Source organism: Streptomyces sp. MBT65 (assembly GCF_016612545.1).
In the GTDB taxonomy this organism is placed as follows: domain Bacteria; phylum Actinomycetota; class Actinomycetes; order Streptomycetales; family Streptomycetaceae; genus Streptomyces.
This window is the reverse complement of sequence record NZ_JAENRY010000151.1, coordinates 1-18,617: the sequence shown is the minus strand read 5'-3', so window position 1 is coordinate 18,617 and position 18,617 is coordinate 1. Positions and strand designations below refer to the sequence as shown.

Here is an 18,617-nt window from a genome sequence, read left to right as displayed (position 1 = left end):
AATCCTCAGTCCAGCAACCCGTATCGCATCGCGCTGGTGACCGCAGCAGTCCGGTCGTCCACCCCCAACTTCCCGAACGCCCGCAGCAGATGCGTCTTCACCGTCGACTCCCCGATGTACAACCGCCGCCCGATCTCCGCGTTCGTGCATCCCTCCGCCACCAACCGCAGCACCGCGGTCTCCCGCTCGGACAACCGCGGACGTTCCGGCTTCGTACGCAGCTGGTCGACCAACCGTGCTGCCACCGAAGGCGCCAACACGGTCTCGCCGCGCGCGGCGGCCCTTACCGCATCAGCCAGTTCACTCCGCGGCAGGTCCTTCAGCAGGTAGCCGGCCGCCCCCGCCTCCACCGCCCGCAGGATGTCCCGGTCGGTCTCGTACGTCGTGAGGACGATCACCCGGCACGGCAGCCCGGCCGCGCTCATCCGCACGATGGAGTCGACGCCTCCGCCGCCGGGCATGCGCAGGTCCATCAGCACGATGTCGGGCCGGAGTTCAGCCGCCAGCGCCTCCGCCTGCGGCCCGCTGGACGCGTCGGCGACGACGTCGAGGTCCGGTTCGGCGCTGAGCATGGCACGCAGGCCCTCCCGTACGACGGGGTGGTCGTCGGCGAGGACGATCCGGATCATCGGGCACTCCTCAAGGGCGATACGGGCGTTGTCGGCGATACCGGGAGTCGGACCGTCACCGTCGTCCCCTTGCCCGGCGCGCTCCGCACCACCGCCGTCCCGCCCACCTCCGCGGCCCGGGTCCGCAGCCCGGCCAGACCGTAACCGCCGTACACCGCACCCGGATCGAAGCCGCACCCGTCGTCCCGCACGGACATGGTCAGTGTCTCGTCGGCGTATGTCAGCGCGAGGCTCACCGTCGCCGAACTCCCCGCGTGTTTGCGGGCGTTGGCGAGCGCCTCCTGGCAGGAGCGCAGGGCCACCACCTCGGGCCCGGCGGGCAACGCGCGTACCGGGCCGGTGACTTGGAGGGGCGCGTCATGGCGGGCGGCGAGCCGGCGCAGCGCGTCCTGGAGCGACGCGCCCTCCAGGTCGGCCGGTGTGCCGCCGGTGACCAGGGCGCGGGCCTCGGCGAGGTTCTGGCGGGCCGTCTCGTCCATCAGGGCCAAGTGGCGGCGGGCCTGCGGGAGATCGTCGTCCAGCTCCGCCTCCACCGCCTGGACCAGCATCAGCAGGCTGGTGAAGCCCTGGGCGAGGGTGTCGTGGATCTCGCGGGCCATGCGCTCCCGCTCGGCGAGGGCGCCGTGCGCCGACGAGAGCCGGGAGACCTCGTGCCTGCTGGCGTCCAGTTCGGCTATCAACTCGGCGCGCTCCTGGCTCTGTTCGATGACACGGATGATCCAGGTGCCCAGCGCCATCGAGAAGACCAGGGTGACGACCGCGAACACCGAGTTGAAGAACACGTCCTGGGCGCTCGGCCACCACAGCAGCGCCCAGCCGATCACCGGCGCGATGTTGATCACGGTCACCGCGATCAGCGCCCAGCGCAGCCTCAGCACCATGAAGCACGGCGGGACGAGCGCGAAGCACATCAGCCGGGTCTCGCCGACCAGCACCGCCGAGGGCAGGAACAGCGCCATCTGCGCCACGAGGTAGCCGACGGCCCGCCGCTCGTCGGGCGGATCGCCCTGGAGCACCGGGCGCCCCACCCAGACGTAGAGCGGAACGAGCGGGACGAGCAGCCCGGCCGCCACCGCGCGGACCGGCCACCCCGGCTCGTCCGTGCCGAGCACGAACACCAGGGTGGCCAGCCAGATCAGGGCGAAGTACGTGTCCCAGAGCCGGAAGGAGCGGTCCCAGGTGTACGAGCCCGTCGCCCCGTGCTGAGAGGTCATCCGTCGCGCCGGTTCTTCCACCGGAAGGTCAGCAGGCACAGCAGCAATCCTCCGACGCACCACGCCCCGAGCACCAGCGCGATCTTCCCGAACTCCCAGCTCCCGGCCTGCTCCAGCACCTGCGCCGACGAGGGCAGGAACACCCCGCGCAGCCCCTGGCACATCCACTTCAGCGGGAACAGGGCCCCGATGTTGAGCATCCAGTCCGGGATCGTGTCGATGGAGATGTACACCCCGGAGATGAACTGCAGGACGAGGAAGGGCAGGACGACCACGGAGGTCGCGCTCTTGCCGGACTTCGGGACCGAGCTGACCGCGATGCCGAGCAGCGCGCAGGCCGTCAGACCGAGCACGAAGATCCACCCGAAGTCCAGCCACTTCACCGCGGACGAGGGCAGGTCCACGTCGTACAGGGTGGTGCCGACCAGGAGCAGGATCGCCGTCTCCATCAGGCCGGTGACCAGAACCAGCCAGATCTTGCCGAGGAAGTACGCGGCCGGTGGCATCGGCGTCCCGCGCAGCCGGCGCAGCACCTTCTCGTCGCGTTCGATCGCGATCGAGATGCCGAGGGACTGGAAACTCGTCGACATGATGCCGGCGGCCATCATGGCCGGGACGTAGAGCTGGGAGGCGTTGACGCCCGCGCCCCGGACGTCGTCCTTGAAGATCGACGCGAACAGGAAGAGGAAGACGACCGGGAAGGCGAAGGTGAACACCACCTGGTCGCGCTGGCGGAAGAACTGTTTGAGTTCCAGCACGCCTCGCTTCAGTCCGAGTCCCCAGGCGCCGGGCAGCCGTTCCTGGGAGGCGCGCGTCCCGGTCCGTACGGCCGTCGTCGTCGTGCTCATCGGGCGTCCTCCTGTCCGGTCAGCCGGAGGTAGACGTCCTCCAGGGTGGGGCGGCTCACCAGCAGCCCGGGGATCTCGCCGTCGAAACGGTGCATGAGCTCCGCTACGACCTTGGTGGGAGTGTCGGTGTGCTCCGCGCGCGGGGTGCCGTCGGGCTCGGTCCACTCGACGGTGGCCCCGGAGCCGTGGCGCTCGCGCAGGGCGGCCGGTTCGCCCTCGGCCACCACACGGCCCTTGGCGACGATGGCGAGGCGGTCGGCGAGGTTCTCCGCCTCCTCCAGGTAGTGCGTGGTGAGGAGAATGGTCGTGCCCTCGTCGGCGAGCTTGCGGATCAGGTCCCAGAACTGGCGCCGGGCCGCCGGGTCGAAACCGGTCGTCGGCTCGTCCAGGAGCAGGAGTTCCGGACCGCCGATCACCCCGAGGGCCACGTCGAGACGCCGGCGCTGGCCGCCCGAGAGGGCCTTGATCCGGCTGTCCACCTTGGCTTCGAGCCCCACCAGGCCGATGACCTCCTCCGGGTCGCGCGGCCGGGGGTAGTAGCGGGCGAAATGCCGTACGGTCTCGCCGACCGTCAACTCCGCGGGTGCCGATTCGTCCTGCCAGACGATCCCGACCCGCGAACGCCACGCGCGTGTGCCCGTCGCCGGATCCGACCCGAGTACCAGGACCTCGCCCGCGTCCCGGCCGCGGTTGCCCTGGAGGATCTCGACCGTGGTGCTCTTGCCCGCCCCATTGGGTCCGAGCAGCCCGAACACCTCTCCCGTACGGATTTCGAGGTCGATTCCGGCTACGGCGGTCACGTCCCCGTACTGCTTGCGCAGCCCCCGCACATCCACTGCGAGGTCGTTCGCCTGTGTTGTCATGCCATGAGCATCGTCCGGAATCGAGCGCTCAGGGACGACCGTGCGTACTTCCTTATGTCCACCGAACGGTGGACAGGCGGGTGCGTGCGGCACAATGGCCGTGCCCGAAGAAGGTCCAACTCTCAAGTGACGGATCGGCGTGATGAGCAAGACGACAGTGAAGGACGTCTCCACCGACTCCGAGCCGGAGCACACGGCGGCGGAACCGCGCACGGTGGGCAGCAGCCGCGCCTTCGCCGTGCTGCTGGTGATCACCGGAGCGGCCGGACTGCTCGCCGCGTGGGTCATCACGATCGACAAGTTCAAGATCCTCGAGGGCAAACTCGCGGGCAAGACGTTCACCCCGAGCTGCAGCATCAACCCGATCGTGTCCTGCGGCAGCGTCATGGAGAGCAAGCAGGCGGCCGCCTTCGGCTTCCCGAACCCGATGCTCGGCCTGGTCGCCTACGGCATCGTGATCTGCGTCGGCATCAGCCTGCTGACCCGGGTCCAGTTCCCCCGCTGGTACTGGCTGACCTTCAACTTCGGCACGCTCTTCGGAGTGGCCTTCTGCACCTGGCTCCAGTTCCAGTCGCTGTACCGGATCAACGCGCTGTGCCTGTGGTGCTCGCTGGCCTGGGTCGCCACGATCACCATGTTCTGGTACGTCACCTCGTTCAACATGCGCAACGACTTCCTGAAGGTCCCGCGCCCGGTCAAGAACTTCCTCAGCGAGTTCACCTGGGTCCTCCCGGTCACCCACGTCGGCATCATCGCGATGCTGATCCTGACCCGCTGGGGCACCCAGCTCTGGGCCTGATCCGGGCCAGACCGGATTGTCAGTGGCGTGACATAGGGTTTTGGACGTGGAGCCCGACCTTTTCACCGCCGCAGCCGAAGCACGCCAGGAGAAGGACCCGTCCAGCAGTCCCCTGGCGGTACGGATGCGCCCGCGCACCCTCGACGAGGTCGTGGGCCAGCAGCATCTGCTGAAGCCGGGCTCACCCCTGCGCCGACTGGTCGGCGAGGGGGCGGGCGGCCCGGCCGGAGCGTCCTCGGTGATCCTCTGGGGCCCGCCCGGCACGGGTAAGACGACCCTCGCGTACGTCGTCTCCAAGGCCACCGACAAGCGGTTCGTGGAGCTGTCCGCGATCACCGCGGGCGTCAAGGAGGTCCGCGCGGTCATCGACGGAGCCCGCCGTGCCACCGGAGGCTTCGGCAAGGAGACCGTCCTCTTCCTCGACGAGATCCACCGCTTCAGCAAGGCCCAGCAGGACTCCCTGCTCCCGGCCGTGGAGAACCGCTGGATCACCCTGATCGCGGCGACCACGGAGAACCCGTACTTCTCGGTGATCTCCCCGCTCCTGTCCCGCTCCCTCCTCCTCACCCTCGAACCCCTCACGGACGACGACCTGCGCGCCCTGCTGCGCCGGGCGCTGTCGGACGAGCGCGGTCTGAAGGACGCGGTCGCCCTCCCCGAGGACAGCGAGAACCACCTGCTGCGCGTCGCCGGCGGCGACGCCCGGCGCGCGCTCACCGCCCTGGAGGCCGCCGCCGGAGCCGCCCTCGACAAGGGCGAGCCGGACATCACCCTCCAGACCCTGGAGGAGACGGTCGACCGGGCCGCGGTGACCTACGACCGCGACGGCGACCAGCACTACGACGTGGCCAGCGCCCTCATCAAGTCCATCCGCGGCTCGGACGTCGACGCGGCCCTGCACTACCTCGCCCGCATGATCGACGCCGGCGAGGACCCCCGCTTCATCGCCCGCCGCCTGATGATCTCCGCGAGCGAGGACATCGGCCTTGCGGATCCGAACGCGCTGCCGATCGCGGTCGCCGCCGCCCAGGCCGTAGCGATGATCGGTTTCCCGGAGGCCGCGCTCACCCTCAGTCACGCGACCATCGCCCTCGCCCTGGCACCCAAGTCGAACGCGGCGACCACGGCGATCGGCGCCGCCATGGAGGACGTACGCAAGGGGCACGCGGGCCCGGTGCCGATGCATCTGCGGGACGGGCACTACAAGGGCGCGGCCAAACTGGGGCATGCCCAGGGGTACGTCTATCCGCACGACCTCCCGGAAGGGATCGCCGAGCAGCAGTACGCCCCGGAGGAGCTGAAGGACCGCGAATACTACGAACCGACCCGGCACGGCGCCGAGGCGCGGTACGCGGACGCCGTGGAGTGGACCAGAAAACACCTTGGTCGTAAGCGGTCCTGAGCACCCTGTAGAATCCCCCGAAGTGCTGTGTCCCGTGCTGTCAGATCGGGACGGTCAGCCGGAGTCAGTCGGAGGACCCAGTTCTCGGACCGGCTCCAGGAGCGTCGCGCACCGTTCGAATGGTGTCGCGGGCAGCCCACCACCATCCGCCGCAAGGCGGGACCGGTCGGTGGGCCACTCGCGTGCTGCACGTAGTGCCCAGATCAGGGGAGCGGCTGCCCACCAGGTCCCGCAAGGGTCCCGGCGGGTTTCCCCGGCTGCGGATGCGACCTCCCTCACCACCCTGGCAAGCCGACAGACAGAGAGAGACATCGTGGCGAATCAGTCCCGCCCCAAGGTCAAGAAGTCGCGTGCCCTCGGCATCGCGCTGACCCCGAAGGCCGTCAAGTACTTCGAGGCCCGTCCCTACCCGCCGGGTGAGCACGGTCGTGGCCGCAAGCAGAACTCGGACTACAAGGTCCGTCTGCTGGAGAAGCAGCGTCTGCGCGCGCAGTACGACGTGTCCGAGCGCCAGCTCGTCCGCGCCTACGAGCGTGCCTCCAAGGTCCAGGGCAAGACCGGTGAGGCCCTGATCATCGAGCTGGAGCGTCGTCTCGACGCGCTGGTCCTGCGTTCGGGCATCGCCCGCACGATCTACCAGGCCCGCCAGATGGTCGTTCACGGCCACATCGAGGTCAACGGCCAGAAGGTCGACAAGCCGTCCTTCCGCGTCAAGCCCGAAGACGTCGTCATGGTCCGCGAGCGCAGCCGCAGCAAGACCCTGTTCGAGGTCTCCCGCGCCGGTGGCTTCGCCCCCGACGGCGAGATCCCGCGCTACCTCCAGGTGAACCTCGGCGCCCTGGCGTTCCGCCTGGACCGCGAGCCGAACCGCAAGGAGATCCCGGTGATCTGCGACGAGCAGCTCGTCGTCGAGTACTACGCCCGCTGATCAACTTGCGGACGTAGCACCACCTTTCGTACGTCAGCCCGCTGTCTCCCCGCCCTTCCGGGTGGGCGAGGCGGCGGGCTTTCGCATGTCCACACGGACCGCCGCGGTCCGCACCGGCCCGCGCGGTACCGGCACCGCGCCCAGCGGGCACGACTGCCCGAGCGCCCGCGCCACGGCCGCCTCCCGGCCCAGCCGCGCCCCGTCCCGTACGCACTCCTCGTACCGCTCGTCGCCCAGCCGCTCGCGGGCCATCGCCTCGCACAGTTCGTGCGGCGCGTTGTAGTGCGCCGAGCCGAACAGCGGGAGCCCCACCGACGGCCACATCGCGCCCGCCGCGCCCTGGAGCAGCGCGGCCTCCGCGGCATCGCCCTCCGAGGCTGTCACGAGGGCCAGCAGTTCGACAGCGAGCACCGAGCCCAGCAGGTCGCGGAAACCGTGCGCGCTGCCCAGGCAGTCCGCCAACAGGTCGCGCGCGAGCGGGAGTTCGCCGTCGCTCCAGGCGACGTAGGCCAGGACGTACAGCGCGTACGCGCGGGTCCATCGCTCGCCGTGGTCCTCGCACACCCGCCGGACGTCCTCGCACAGCTTCACCGCGTCCGCCAGATCGCCCTGGAACGCCCGCGTCATCGCCAGTTCGACCTGGCCCATCAGCACATTGCTGTTCAGCTCGCCGATCTGCTGATAGCGGGCGAGCGCCGAGCGCAGCAGGGCCTCCGCGCGCGGCATGTCGTCCGTGACCAACGCCAGGCAGCCGGTGCGGTGTTCGGCGTACGCGATCGCCGTGGGGTTCGCCGCGTGGTCGGCCTCCTCGCGGCACTCCTGGAGCGCGGCGAGCGCGGGCACGGTGTCGCCCTGGAGGATCGCCACATAGCCGAGCACCCACAGGGCCTTCAGTCGCGACTGGTCGTGGGCCGTGTCCTCGGCGTCCAGTCGCACGGCCTGCTCCAGCCAGTGCCGGCCCTCCGCGAGGCGCCCGCAGCCCGCCCAGTAGAACCACAGGGAGCCCGCCAGATACTGGCCCAGATGCGTCTCGTCCGGCTCGGTCAGGCAGTACTCCAGGGCGCCGCGCAGATTCGGCAGCTCCGCCTCCACGCGCGCGGCGACCTCGCCCTGGCGCGGCGAGAACCAGTCCAGCTCGCACCATGTGGCAAGGCCCAGATACCAGTCACGGTGCCGCCGCCGCAGCCGGGCCGCGTCCCCGGCCGCCTCCAGCCAGTCGGCGCCGTAGGCCCGGATCGTGTCGAGCATCCGGTAGCGCACGCCCGTCGGTGTCTCCTCGCGGACGACCACGGACTGCGCGAGCAGTTCGGACAGCACGTCGAGGACGTCGTCCGAGGGCAGTCCGTCGCCCCCGCACACGTACTCGGCGGCCTCCAGGTCGAAGCGCCCGGCGAACACCGAGAGCCGTGCCCACAGCAACCGCTCTGCGGGCGTGCACAGTTCATGGCTCCAGCCGATCGCCGTCCGCAGCGTCTGATGCCGGGGCAACGCGTCCCTGCGCCCACCGGCCAGCAGCCGGAACCGGTCGTCGAACCGCGCCAGCAACTCCCCGGGCGCCAACGCCCGCAGCCGCCCCGCCGCCAGCTCCACCGCGAGCGGAATCCCGTCGAGCCGCCGACACAACTCCCGCACGTCCGCGTCCTCTTCATCGAGGACGACCCCCTGCTGCGCGGCCCGGTCGGCGAACAGCTCCACCGCCTCGTCCTCGCCCAACGGCGCCAGCGCCACCACCCGCTCACCCGCCAGCTCCAACGGCCGCCGCCCCACCGCGAGTACCCGCAACCCCGGCACCCGCCCGAGCAACTCGGCCACCAGCGAGGCACACACCTCCACCAGGTGCTCGAACCCGTCCAGCACCAGCAGCAGTTGACGCCCCGTCAGATGCGCGAGCAACGCCTCACGCGGCAACCGCGCGGTGTGATCCGTCAGCCCCAGCGCCTCTACGACCGCGAAGTCCACGAGTTCCGGGTCGCGCACCGGCGCCAGCTCCACCCGCCACGCCCCGTCCGGGAGCGCGGACCGGGCCGCCGCACGGGCCGCGAGCCGGGACTTGCCGACCCCGCCGGGACCGGTCACCGTGACCAGGCGCGAGGTGTCGAGCGCCCGCGCCAGCTCGGCGAGTTCGGCCGAGCGGCCCACGAACCGGTCGGGTTCGAGGGGCAGATTGCCGTCCGCGGTGGCGCCGCCGCCAGGGGAAGCTCGCATGGAACACGGAGCGTACTGAACCGTATTCAGTCCGTACAATCGCTTCGCGCAACTCCACCGTGCGCCGGGCGGTAATACGGTACGGAGCGCCACCCCCGGCGCGATAGGCTCGGGCCCGGTTATCCACAGGTGTTTACGGGGCGCCGCCTCCGGCGCGATAGGCTCGGACGAGTCATCAACAGGTGTTTACGAGAGCGGGTGTCAGGTGTCCGGTGGAGAGGTGGCCGGGATCCTGGTGGCCGTCTTCTGGGCGATCCTGGTCTCGTTCCTCGCCGTCGCACTGGTGAGGCTGGCCCAGACGCTCAAGGCGACCACCAAGCTGGTCGCGGACGTGACCGACCAGGCCGTGCCGTTGCTGGCGGACGCCTCCTCGGCGGTGCGCTCCGCGCAGACCCAGATCGACCGGGTCGACGCGATCGCCTCCGACGTCCAGGAGGTCACCTCGAACGCCTCCGCATTGTCCACCACCGTCGCCTCCACCTTCGGCGGCCCCCTCGTCAAGGTCGCGGCCTTCGGCTACGGCGTCCGCCGGGCCCTGGGCGGCCGCCGCGAGGACGTGCCCGCGCCGTCCGGGGCGTCCCGTCGTACGGTGATCGTGGGCCGTACCGTCCCGGCCGGACGGCGGGGCAAGCGCACCCGGAAGAAGGACTGACCGAGCCATGTTCCGCCGTACGTTCTGGTTCGGCACGGGCGTAGCCGCCGGTGTCTGGGCGACCACCAAGGTCAATCGCAAGCTGAAGCAGCTGACCCCCGAGCATCTCGCCGCGGTCGCGGCCAACAAGGCGCTCGAAGCGGGCCACCGGCTCAAGGACAGCGCGGTGCACTTCGCGCTCGACGTCCGCGCGGGCATGGCCCAGCGCGAGGCCGAACTCGGCGACGCGCTGGGGATCAACGCCCCGGTCGACCCCGAACTCCCCGCCGCCCGGCGGTACATGGCCATCGAGAACGGCAACACCCCCAGCTCTGTCGAAAGAAGCGACAGGACGACGTACTCGTACAACCGGAATGAGGACCACTGATGGAGTCGGCTGAAATCCGCCGCCGCTGGCTGAGCTTCTACGAGGAGCGCGGCCACACCGTTGTCCCCTCGGCGTCGCTCATCGCGGACGACCCGACTCTGCTCCTGGTCCCCGCCGGCATGGTCCCCTTCAAGCCGTACTTCCTCGGCGAGGTCAAGCCGCCGTGGCCGCGCGCCACCAGCGTGCAGAAGTGCGTGCGCACGCCCGACATCGAAGAGGTCGGCAAGACCACTCGGCACGGCACGTTCTTCCAGATGTGCGGCAACTTCTCCTTCGGTGACTACTTCAAGGAAGGCGCCATCACCTACGCCTGGGAGCTGCTCACCTCGCCCCAGGACAAGGGTGGTTACGGCCTCGACCCCGAGCGCCTGTGGATCACGGTCTACCTCGACGACGACGAGGCCGAGACGATCTGGCGCGACAAGATCGGCGTCCCGGCCGAGCGCATCCAGCGCCTCGGCAAGAAGGACAACTACTGGTCGATGGGTGTCCCCGGACCCTGCGGCCCTTGCTCCGAGATCAACTACGACCGCGGCCCCGAGTTCGGCGTCGAGGGCGGCCCGGCCGTCAACGACGAGCGGTACGTGGAGATCTGGAACCTGGTCTTCATGCAGTACGAGCGCGGCGAGGGCATCGGCAAGGAGGACTTCGAGATCCTCGGCGAGCTGCCCAGCAAGAACATCGACACGGGCCTCGGCCTGGAGCGCCTCGCGATGATCCTGCAGGGCGTGCAGAACATGTACGAGATCGACACCTCCATGGCCGTCATCAAGAAGGCCACCGAGCTGACCGGTGTCGAGTACGGCGACTCGCACGAGTCCGATGTGTCCCTGCGCGTCGTGACCGACCACATGCGTACGTCCGTGATGCTCATCGGCGACGGCGTGACCCCCGGCAACGAGGGCCGTGGTTACGTCCTGCGCCGGATCATGCGCCGCGCCATCCGCAACATGCGGCTGCTCGGTGCCACCGGCCTGGTCGTCAAGGACCTCATCGACACGGTCATCGCGATGATGGGCCAGCAGTACCCGGAGCTGGTCACCGACCGCCAGCGCATCGAGACCGTCGCCCTCGCCGAGGAGGCCGCCTTCGTCAAGACGCTGAAGGCCGGCACCAACATCCTCGACACGGCCATCTCCGAGACGAAGGAGAGCGGCGGCAAGGTCCTCGCCGGCGACAAGGCGTTCCTGCTCCACGACACCTGGGGCTTCCCGATCGACCTCACCCTCGAAATGGCCGCCGAACAGGGCCTTTCCGTGGACGAGGACGGCTTCCGGCGCCTGATGAAGCAGCAGCGCGACCAGGCCAAGGCCGACGCCCAGGCCAAGAAGACCGGTCACGCGGGCGTCGGCGCCTACCGCGAGATCGCCGACAAGGCCGGCGAGACCGACTTCATCGGCTACTCGGACACCCAGGGCGAGTCCACCATCGTCGGCATCCTCGTCGACGGCGTCTCCTCCCCGGCCGCGACCGAGGGCGACGAGGTCGAGATCGTCCTCGACCGCACCCCCTTCTACGCCGAGGGCGGCGGCCAGATCGGCGACACCGGCCGGATCAAGGTCGAGTCCGGTGCCGTGATCGAGATCCGCGACTGCCAGAAGCCGGTGCCGGGCGTCTACGTCCACAAGGGCGTCGTCCAGTTCGGCGAGGTCACCGTCGGCGCCAAGGCCGAGGCCGCGATCGACATCCGCCGTCGTACCGCCATCGCCCGCGCCCACTCGGCCACCCACCTCACCCACCAGGCGCTGCGTGACGCGCTCGGTCCGACGGCCGCGCAGGCCGGTTCCGAGAACCAGCCGGGCCGCTTCCGCTTCGACTTCGGTTCGCCGTCCGCGGTTCCCACCGCCGTGATGACCGACGTCGAGCAGAAGATCAACGAGGTGCTCGCCCGCGACCTGGACGTGCACGCCGAGATCCTCAGCCTCGACGAGGCCAAGAAGCAGGGCGCCATCGCCGAGTTCGGCGAGAAGTACGGCGAGCGGGTCCGCGTCGTGACCATCGGCGACTTCTCCAAGGAGCTGTGCGGCGGCACCCACGTCCACAACACCTCCCAGCTCGGCCTGGTCAAACTGCTCGGCGAGTCGTCGATCGGCTCCGGAGTCCGCCGTATCGAAGCGCTCGTCGGTGTCGACGCCTACAACTTCCTCGCCCGTGAGCACACGGTCGTCGCCCAGCTCCAGGAGCTGATCAAGGGCCGTCCGGAGGAGCTTCCGGAGAAGGTCTCCGCCATGCTCGGCAAGCTGAAGGACGCCGAGAAGGAGATCGAGAAGTTCCGCGCCGAGAAGGTGCTCCAGGCCGCCGCCGGTCTCGTCGAGTCCGCCAAGGACGTGCACGGGATCGCCGTCGTCACCGGTCAGGTGCCGGACGGCACGACCCCGGACGACCTGCGCAAGCTGGTCCTCGACGTGCGTGGCCGGATCCAGGGTGGACGCGCCGCCGTGGTCGCCCTGTTCACGGTCAACAACGGCAAGCCGCTCACCGTCATCGCCACCAACGAAGCCGCCCGCGAGCGCGGTCTCAAGGCCGGTGACCTGGTGCGCGCCGCCGCCAAGACCCTCGGCGGCGGCGGTGGCGGCAAGCCGGACGTGGCCCAGGGCGGTGGCCAGAACCCGGCCGCCGTCGGCGAGGCCGTCGACGCCGTCGAGCGACTCGTCGCCGACACGGCCAAGTAAGAAACGGCCGCGAACATGCGCAGAGGACGTCGACTCGCGATCGACGTCGGGGACGCCCGGATCGGGGTCGCCTCGTGCGACCCCGACGGGATCCTCGCCACTCCCGTCGAGACGGTCCCCGGCCGCGACATCCCGGCGGCGCACCGCCGGCTGAAGCAGCTGGTCGAGGAGTACGAACCGATCGAAGTCGTCGTCGGCCTCCCGCGCTCCCTCAAGGGCGGTGAGGGACCGGCCGCCGTGAAGGTTCGGGCCTTCGTCCAGGAGCTGGCCAAGGGCATCACCCCGGTACCGGTCAGACTGTTGGACGAACGGATGACCACGGTGACGGCCAGTCAGGGACTGCGCGCCTCCGGGGTGAAGTCCAAGAAGGGCCGCTCGGTCATCGACCAGGCGGCCGCGGTCATCATCCTCCAGCAGGCACTGGAATCCGAACGGGTGTCAGGTAAACCACCCGGCGAGGGCGTCGAAGTGGTCATCTGATCGCGATACGGTAACGTTCCGCGCGATGCGATGGTGTTCGAACAGCCATGGCACAGCAAGAGGCGGGACGGGAGCCGGAGCCCCAAGCGCCGCGACCGCCGCCTCGCGGCTCTAGGGGATCGATGACTGAGTATGGCCGGGGCCCAGGCTCCGAACCGTGGCATCCGGAGGACCCGTTGTTCGGGGACATCGGATGGGAAGGACAGCAGGCCCAGCCGGGCCAGCAGTCCTCCTACGGCGGCCAGCCGCAGCACTATCCGGAACAGCCGCAGCAGCCGCAGCAGTACGGCGACTGGGGCCACGGCCAGCAGGCCGACTACGGTCAGGCGCAGCAGCAGTACCAGGTCTACGACGAACAGGGCAACCCGCAGTACCCGGACCAGCAGCAGTGGGCGGACCATCAGCAGTACGCCGATCAGAGCCATCAGCAGTACGCCGGTCAGCAGCAGCAATATCAGCAGGGCGGCTGGGACGGCACCCACCCGCAGGGGCAGGTCCCGTACGCCGCGGACCCCAACGACCCGTATGCGCAACAGGCCGCCGCCTATGGCGAACAGCAGCCCGATTTCTACGGCACGTCCGACGCGTTCCCGCCGCCGGAGCCACCCGGCAAGCGCCGCACGGAACCCGAACCGGAGAAGACCGACTGGGACCCCGGCCCCGATGAAGGCGAACACGCGTTCTTCGCGGGTGGCGGCGACGACGAGGACGAGGTCGACGACGACGAGCCGGACGACGGGCGGGGACGCGGTGACCGCCGGGGCAAGGGCGGCAAAGGCAAAGGCGGCAAGGGTAAAGGCGGCAAGGAGAAGAAGCGCCGCAACGGCTGCGCCTGCCTGGTCGTCGTCCTGGTGTTCGGCGGCGGCCTCGGCGGAGTCGGCTATTTCGGCTGGCACTTCTACCAAAATCGTTTCGGCTCGGCGCCCGACTACGCGGGCGACGGCACCGGTTCGGTGAGCGTCACCATCCCCAAGGGAGCCGGCGGCTACACCATCGGCCAGGAGCTGAAGAAGCAGGGCGTCGTGAAGAGCGTCGACGCGTTCGTGGCCGCCCAGTCGCAGAATCCCGACGGGAAGAAGATCCAGGCGGGCGTCTTTCTGCTGAAGAAGGAAATGTCCGCCGCGGCCGCCGTCAAGCTGATGCTCGACCCCAAGAGCCAGGACAACCTGATCGTCGCCCCGGGTGTGCGGAACGTGAAGGTCTACGCGGATATCGACAAGAAACTCCAGCTTTCCGACGGCACCACCAAGGCCGTCGCCAAGAAGGAGTACAAGAGCCTCGGACTGCCGAGCTGGGCGAACGACAGCACGGAGATCAAGGACCCACTGGAAGGGTTCCTCTTCCCGGGCACCTACGGCGCCGCAAAGGGTATGAAACCCGAAACGGTCCTCAAACAGATGGTCGCCCAGGCCACCGAGAAATACGACGCGCTCGACCTTGAGACGAAGGCCAAAGCGCTCAATCTGGACAACCCGCTGCAGGTCATCACGGTCGCGAGCCTCGTCCAGGCCGAAGGCAAGACGCACGACGACTTCCGCAAAATGGCGGAAGTGGTCTACAACCGTCTCAAGTCCACGAACACCGAGACCAACCAGTTGCTGCAATTCGACTCGACCTTCAATTACCTGAAGGGTCAGAGCAAGATCCATATCAGCGAGTCGGAGATCAACAGCAACAAGGACCCGTACAACACCTACACGCAAAAGGGCCTGCCGCCCGGTCCCATCGACAATCCCGGTGACGAGGCTCTGGCAGCGGCACTGAATCCGACCCGCGACGGCTGGATCTACTTCGTGGCGACCGACGGCGAGAACAAGACAGAATTCGCCAAGACGTATGCCGAATTCCAGAAACTCAGGGACGAGTTCAATGCCAACTCGGGCAACTGACGCCCGCCGGGCCGCCGTGCTCGGTTCACCCATCGCCCACTCCCTCTCCCCGGTGCTGCATCGCGCGGCATACGAGGAGCTGGGGTTGGACGGCTGGTCGTACGACCGCTTCGACGTCGACGAGGCGGGCCTGCCGGGCTTCTTCGAGACCCTGGGACCGGAGTGGGCGGGCCTGTCGCTGACCATGCCGCTGAAGCGGGCGGTCATACCGCTGCTCGACGAGATCAGTGAGACGGCGGCGTCGGTGGACGCGGTCAACACGGTCGTGTTCACCGAGGACGGCCGGCGCGTCGGCGACAACACCGACATCCCCGGCATGGTCGCCGCACTCCGCGAACACGGCATCGAACAGGTCGACTCGGCCGCGATCCTCGGCTCCGGCGCCACGGCCTCCTCCGCGCTCGCCGCCCTCTCCCGGATCTGCACCGGCGAGGTCGTCGCGTACGTCCGCAGCGAGGCCCGCGCCGCCGAGATGCGCCAATGGGGCGAGCGGCTCGACGTGGAGGTCCGCACGGCGGACTGGTCCGACGCGGCGGAAGGCCTGCGGGCCCCACTGGTCTTCGCCACCACCCCCGCCGGCACGACGGACACCCTCTCCTCCGCCGTACCGGAACGCCCCGCCACTCTCTTCGACGTCCTCTACGACCCCTGGCCGACGGACCTCGCGGCCCGCTGGTCCGGCTACGGCGGAGCGGTCGTCAGCGGGCTCGATCTGCTGGTGCACCAGGCGGTGCTCCAGGTGGAACAGATGACTGGTTGTCGGCCGGCGCCGCTGAGTGCGATGCGGAGGGCGGGGGAGGAGGCGTTGGCGGATCGGTGAGGTGAGTTGGGGTTGAGGTGCGCGGTCGGCTGGTTGCCTGCTTGCTGGTGATGGTCGATGGCGCAGGTGTTGTTCGATTGTTGGGTCCCCCAGTGAGCGTCGCCCCAGTCCTGACCTCCGCCCGGTAGGGCTCTCGCGGAGGCCCCGATCGACCGCTGATCCGGACCCCGTGGAGCGACCGAGCGACTGCCGGTCGACTCTCGGTCCCACCTCGCCGGCCCGGGGCAAGAAGCTGCCCCCAGGCCTCCCGCGTCCGTTCCCTGGACCGTAGGCCAGGTCCGTGCCCCGGACGTGGGAGGATCGGGGGCGGCGGGCCAGGGCCGCGCACCCGGTTTCGCCGTCGCCGTACGCGAGGACGCGCGTGCGCAGGGCAGTACCAGGGCGCGAGCATGAGGAGCACCGTTGAGCAGGTTGCGCTGGCTGACCGCGGGGGAGTCCCACGGTCCCGCACTCGTGGCGACGCTGGAGGGCCTTCCCGCCGGCGTGCCGATCACCACGGACATGGTGGCGGACCACCTGGCCCGGCGCCGGCTCGGCTATGGACGCGGTGCCCGCATGAAGTTCGAGCGTGACGAGGTCACCTTCCTCGGCGGTGTGCGGCACGGTCTCACCCTCGGATCGCCGGTCGCGATCATGGTGGGCAACACCGAGTGGCCCAAGTGGGAACAGGTCATGGCGGCCGACCCCATCGACCCGGAGATCCTGGCCGGGCTCGCCCGCAACGCCCCGCTGACCCGGCCGCGTCCCGGTCACGCCGACCTCGCCGGTATGCAGAAGTACGGCTTCGACGAGGCCCGCCCGATCCTGGAGCGCGCCTCCGCGCGGGAGACCGCGGCGCGGGTCGCGCTCGGCGCGGTGGCCAGGTCGTACCTCAAGGAGACGGCCGGGATCGAGATCGTCTCGCACGTCGTCGAGCTGGCTTCGGCGAAGGCTCCGCAGGGTGTCCTGCCGACGCCCGCCGATGTCGAGAAGCTGGACGCCGACCCCGTGCGCTGCCTGGACGCCGACGCGTCGAAGGCGATGGTCGCCGAGATCGACCAGGCCCACAAGGACGGCGACACCCTCGGTGGAGTCGTCGAGATCCTTGCCTACGGTGTGCCGGTGGGCCTCGGCTCGCACGTCCACTGGGACCGGAAGCTGGACGCCCGTCTCGCCGGTGCCCTCATGGGTATCCAGGCCATCAAGGGCGTCGAGATCGGCGACGGGTTCGAGCTGGCGCGTGTGCCGGGTTCCAAGGCGCACGACGAGATCGTCAACACCGATGAGGGGATCCGGCGCGTCTCCGGGCGCTCCGGTGGTACCGAGGGCGGGCTGTCCACGGGTGAACTGCTGCGCGTACGGGCCGCGATGAAGCCGATCGCGACCGTGCCGCGCGCCCTGCAGACCGTCGACGTGGTCACCGGCGAGGCCACCCAGGCCCACCACCAGCGCTCCGACGTCTCCGCGGTCCCCGCCGCCGGCATCGTCGCCGAGGCGATGGTCGCGCTGGTCCTCGCGGACGCCGTGGCCGAGAAGTTCGGCGGCGACTCGGTGCCCGAGACCCGCCGTAACGTCCGCTCGTACCTCGAGAACCTGGTGATCCGGTGACCGCGACCCCGCTCGTCGTCCTGGTCGGTCCCATGGGCGTCGGCAAGTCGACGGTCGGGCAGCAACTGGCCGAGCGGCTCGGCGTCGCCTACCGGGACACCGACGACGACATCGTGGCCGCCGAGGGCCGCACGATCGCCGAGATCTTCGTCGACGAGGGCGAGCCGGTCTTCCGTGCGATCGAGAAGCGCGCCGTGCAGCAGGCACTCGCCGGGCACGAGGGCGTCCTCGCGCTCGGCGGCGGCTCGATCCTCGACGAGGACACGCGCGCGCTGCTCGCGACCCACCGGGTCGTCTACCTCTCCATGGACGTGGACGAGGCCGTCAAGCGCACCGGCCTCAACGCGGCCCGCCCGCTGCTCGCCATCAACCCGCGCAAGCAGTGGCGCGAACTGATGGAAGCCAGGCGCCACTTGTACGCCGAGGTCGCGCAGGCCGTCGTACCGACCGACGGCCGCACCCCCGAGGACGTCACCCAAGCCGTCCTGGACGCACTGGAGTTGAAGGAAGCATGAGCGAGTCAGTGACGCGGATCCAGGTCGGCGGCACGGCGGGCAGCGACCCGTACGAGGTCCTGGTGGGCCGTCAACTCCTGGGCGAACTGGGCGGGTTGATCGGTGACCGGGCCAAGCGGGTCGCCGTCATCCACCCCGAGGCGCTCGCCGAGACGGGGGACGCGCTGCGCGCCGACCTGGCCGGGCAGGGCTTCGAGGCCGTCGCCATCCAGGTGCCGAACGCGGAGGAGGCCAAGACCGCCGAGGTCGCCGCCTACTGCTGGAAGGCGCTGGGCCAGTCCGGTTTCACGCGCTCCGACGTCATCGTGGGCGTCGGCGGCGGCTCCACCACCGACCTGGCCGGTTTCGTCGCCGCGACCTGGCTGCGCGGGGTCCGCTGGATCGCCGTACCGACGACCGTGCTCGCCATGGTCGACGCGGCGGTCGGCGGCAAGACCGGTATCAACACCGCCGAGGGCAAGAACCTCGTCGGCTCCTTCCACCCGCCGGCCGGTGTGCTCTGCGACCTGGCCGCGCTGGACTCCCTCCCGGTCAACGACTACGTCTCCGGGCTCGCCGAGATCATCAAGGCCGGCTTCATCGCCGACCCGGTGATCCTCGAACTCATCGAGTCCGACCCGGAGTCGGCCCGCACCCCGGCTGGACCGCACACCGCCGAGCTGATCGAACGCTCCATCAAGGTCAAGGCCGAGGTCGTCTCGGCCGACCTCAAGGAGTCGGGTCTGCGCGAGATCCTCAACTACGGTC

The 18,617-nt window shown here is 69.7% G+C and carries 17 protein-coding genes; 12 read left to right on the top strand and 5 right to left on the bottom strand.

All coding sequences use genetic code 11. The features are described from left to right. Window positions 1–5 precede the first annotated feature (5 nt). Genes JHN63_RS29990 through JHN63_RS29975 form a run of 4 tightly spaced genes read right to left on the bottom strand, consistent with a single transcriptional unit; the run spans window position 6 to window position 3,554 of the window. Window positions 6–629, bottom strand: coding sequence for a response regulator transcription factor (locus JHN63_RS29990; RefSeq protein WP_200686500.1), 624 nt, complete (start codon window positions 627–629; stop codon window positions 6–8). Continuing rightward, on the bottom strand, window positions 626–1,843 hold the full coding sequence (locus JHN63_RS29985; RefSeq protein ID WP_200686498.1) for a sensor histidine kinase: 1,218 nt from the start codon (window positions 1,841–1,843) through the stop codon (window positions 626–628). The genes JHN63_RS29990 and JHN63_RS29985 overlap by 4 nt, the downstream gene beginning before the upstream one ends. Then, window positions 1,840–2,691, bottom strand: a complete 852-nt coding sequence (locus JHN63_RS29980) for an ABC transporter permease (protein ID WP_200686496.1) — start codon at window positions 2,689–2,691, stop codon at window positions 1,840–1,842. The genes JHN63_RS29985 and JHN63_RS29980 overlap by 4 nt, the downstream gene beginning before the upstream one ends. Next, window positions 2,688–3,554 (bottom strand): ABC transporter ATP-binding protein, encoded by an 867-nt coding sequence (locus tag JHN63_RS29975; RefSeq protein WP_200686494.1) that lies wholly within the window; start codon window positions 3,552–3,554, stop codon window positions 2,688–2,690. The genes JHN63_RS29980 and JHN63_RS29975 overlap by 4 nt, the downstream gene beginning before the upstream one ends. Before the next feature lie 142 nt (window positions 3,555–3,696). On the opposite strand from JHN63_RS29975, the gene JHN63_RS29970 reads away from it, so the two are divergent. The 3 genes from JHN63_RS29970 to rpsD all read left to right on the top strand — a co-directional run bounded on the left by JHN63_RS29970 (window position 3,697) and on the right by rpsD (window position 6,683). Further along, on the top strand, window positions 3,697–4,353 hold the full coding sequence (locus tag JHN63_RS29970; RefSeq protein WP_200686492.1) for a vitamin K epoxide reductase family protein: 657 nt from the start codon (window positions 3,697–3,699) through the stop codon (window positions 4,351–4,353). 46 nt (window positions 4,354–4,399) lie between these two features. Next, a complete protein-coding gene (locus JHN63_RS29965) occupies window positions 4,400–5,755 on the top strand; it encodes a replication-associated recombination protein A (protein WP_200686490.1) in 1,356 nt (451 codons plus the stop codon). Between the two features lie 313 nt (window positions 5,756–6,068). Continuing rightward, complete coding sequence (rpsD, locus tag JHN63_RS29960) at window positions 6,069–6,683, top strand: 30S ribosomal protein S4 (protein WP_200686488.1); 615 nt, start codon at window positions 6,069–6,071, stop codon at window positions 6,681–6,683. A gap of 33 nt (window positions 6,684–6,716) precedes the next feature. On the opposite strand, the gene JHN63_RS29955 is transcribed toward rpsD, so the two are convergent. After that, on the bottom strand, window positions 6,717–8,888 hold the full coding sequence (locus JHN63_RS29955) for an AAA family ATPase (protein WP_200686479.1): 2,172 nt from the start codon (window positions 8,886–8,888) through the stop codon (window positions 6,717–6,719). A gap of 205 nt (window positions 8,889–9,093) precedes the next feature. Here JHN63_RS29955 and JHN63_RS29950 point away from each other — a divergent pair, with 205 nt between their 5' ends. From JHN63_RS29950 to JHN63_RS29910, 9 genes are all read left to right on the top strand, one after another. After that, the gene (locus JHN63_RS29950) at window positions 9,094–9,540 is read left to right on the top strand and encodes a DUF948 domain-containing protein (RefSeq protein ID WP_200686476.1); all 447 of its coding nucleotides are present in this window, start codon (window positions 9,094–9,096) and stop codon (window positions 9,538–9,540) included. Between the two features lie 7 nt (window positions 9,541–9,547). Next, entirely contained in the window at window positions 9,548–9,907 is a 360-nt protein-coding gene (locus JHN63_RS29945; RefSeq protein WP_200686473.1) for a hypothetical protein, read from the top strand. Then, window positions 9,907–12,579: an alanine--tRNA ligase gene (gene alaS, locus JHN63_RS29940; protein WP_200686471.1), complete on the top strand. Its 2,673-nt coding sequence runs from the start codon at window positions 9,907–9,909 to the stop codon at window positions 12,577–12,579. Before JHN63_RS29945 ends, alaS begins: the two co-directional genes overlap by 1 nt. Window positions 12,580–12,594: 15 nt before the next feature. Continuing rightward, the gene (gene ruvX / locus JHN63_RS29935) at window positions 12,595–13,059 is read left to right on the top strand and encodes a Holliday junction resolvase RuvX (RefSeq protein WP_200686469.1); all 465 of its coding nucleotides are present in this window, start codon (window positions 12,595–12,597) and stop codon (window positions 13,057–13,059) included. Window positions 13,060–13,181: 122 nt separating this feature from the next. Next, window positions 13,182–14,948 (top strand): endolytic transglycosylase MltG, encoded by a 1,767-nt coding sequence (gene mltG, locus JHN63_RS29930; RefSeq protein WP_200686467.1) that lies wholly within the window; start codon window positions 13,182–13,184, stop codon window positions 14,946–14,948. Continuing rightward, entirely contained in the window at window positions 14,929–15,768 is an 840-nt protein-coding gene (locus JHN63_RS29925; RefSeq protein ID WP_200686465.1) for a shikimate dehydrogenase, read from the top strand. Before mltG ends, JHN63_RS29925 begins: the two co-directional genes overlap by 20 nt. Before the next feature lie 402 nt (window positions 15,769–16,170). Then, window positions 16,171–17,355 (top strand): chorismate synthase, encoded by a 1,185-nt coding sequence (aroC, locus tag JHN63_RS29920; RefSeq protein ID WP_200686463.1) that lies wholly within the window; start codon window positions 16,171–16,173, stop codon window positions 17,353–17,355. Then, window positions 17,352–17,870: a shikimate kinase gene (locus JHN63_RS29915; RefSeq protein ID WP_200686461.1), complete on the top strand. Its 519-nt coding sequence runs from the start codon at window positions 17,352–17,354 to the stop codon at window positions 17,868–17,870. Before aroC ends, JHN63_RS29915 begins: the two co-directional genes overlap by 4 nt. After that, window positions 17,867–18,617: 3-dehydroquinate synthase (locus JHN63_RS29910; RefSeq protein ID WP_200686459.1), on the top strand; the 751-nt coding region annotated here is incomplete at its 3' end. The genes JHN63_RS29915 and JHN63_RS29910, both read left to right, overlap by 4 nt.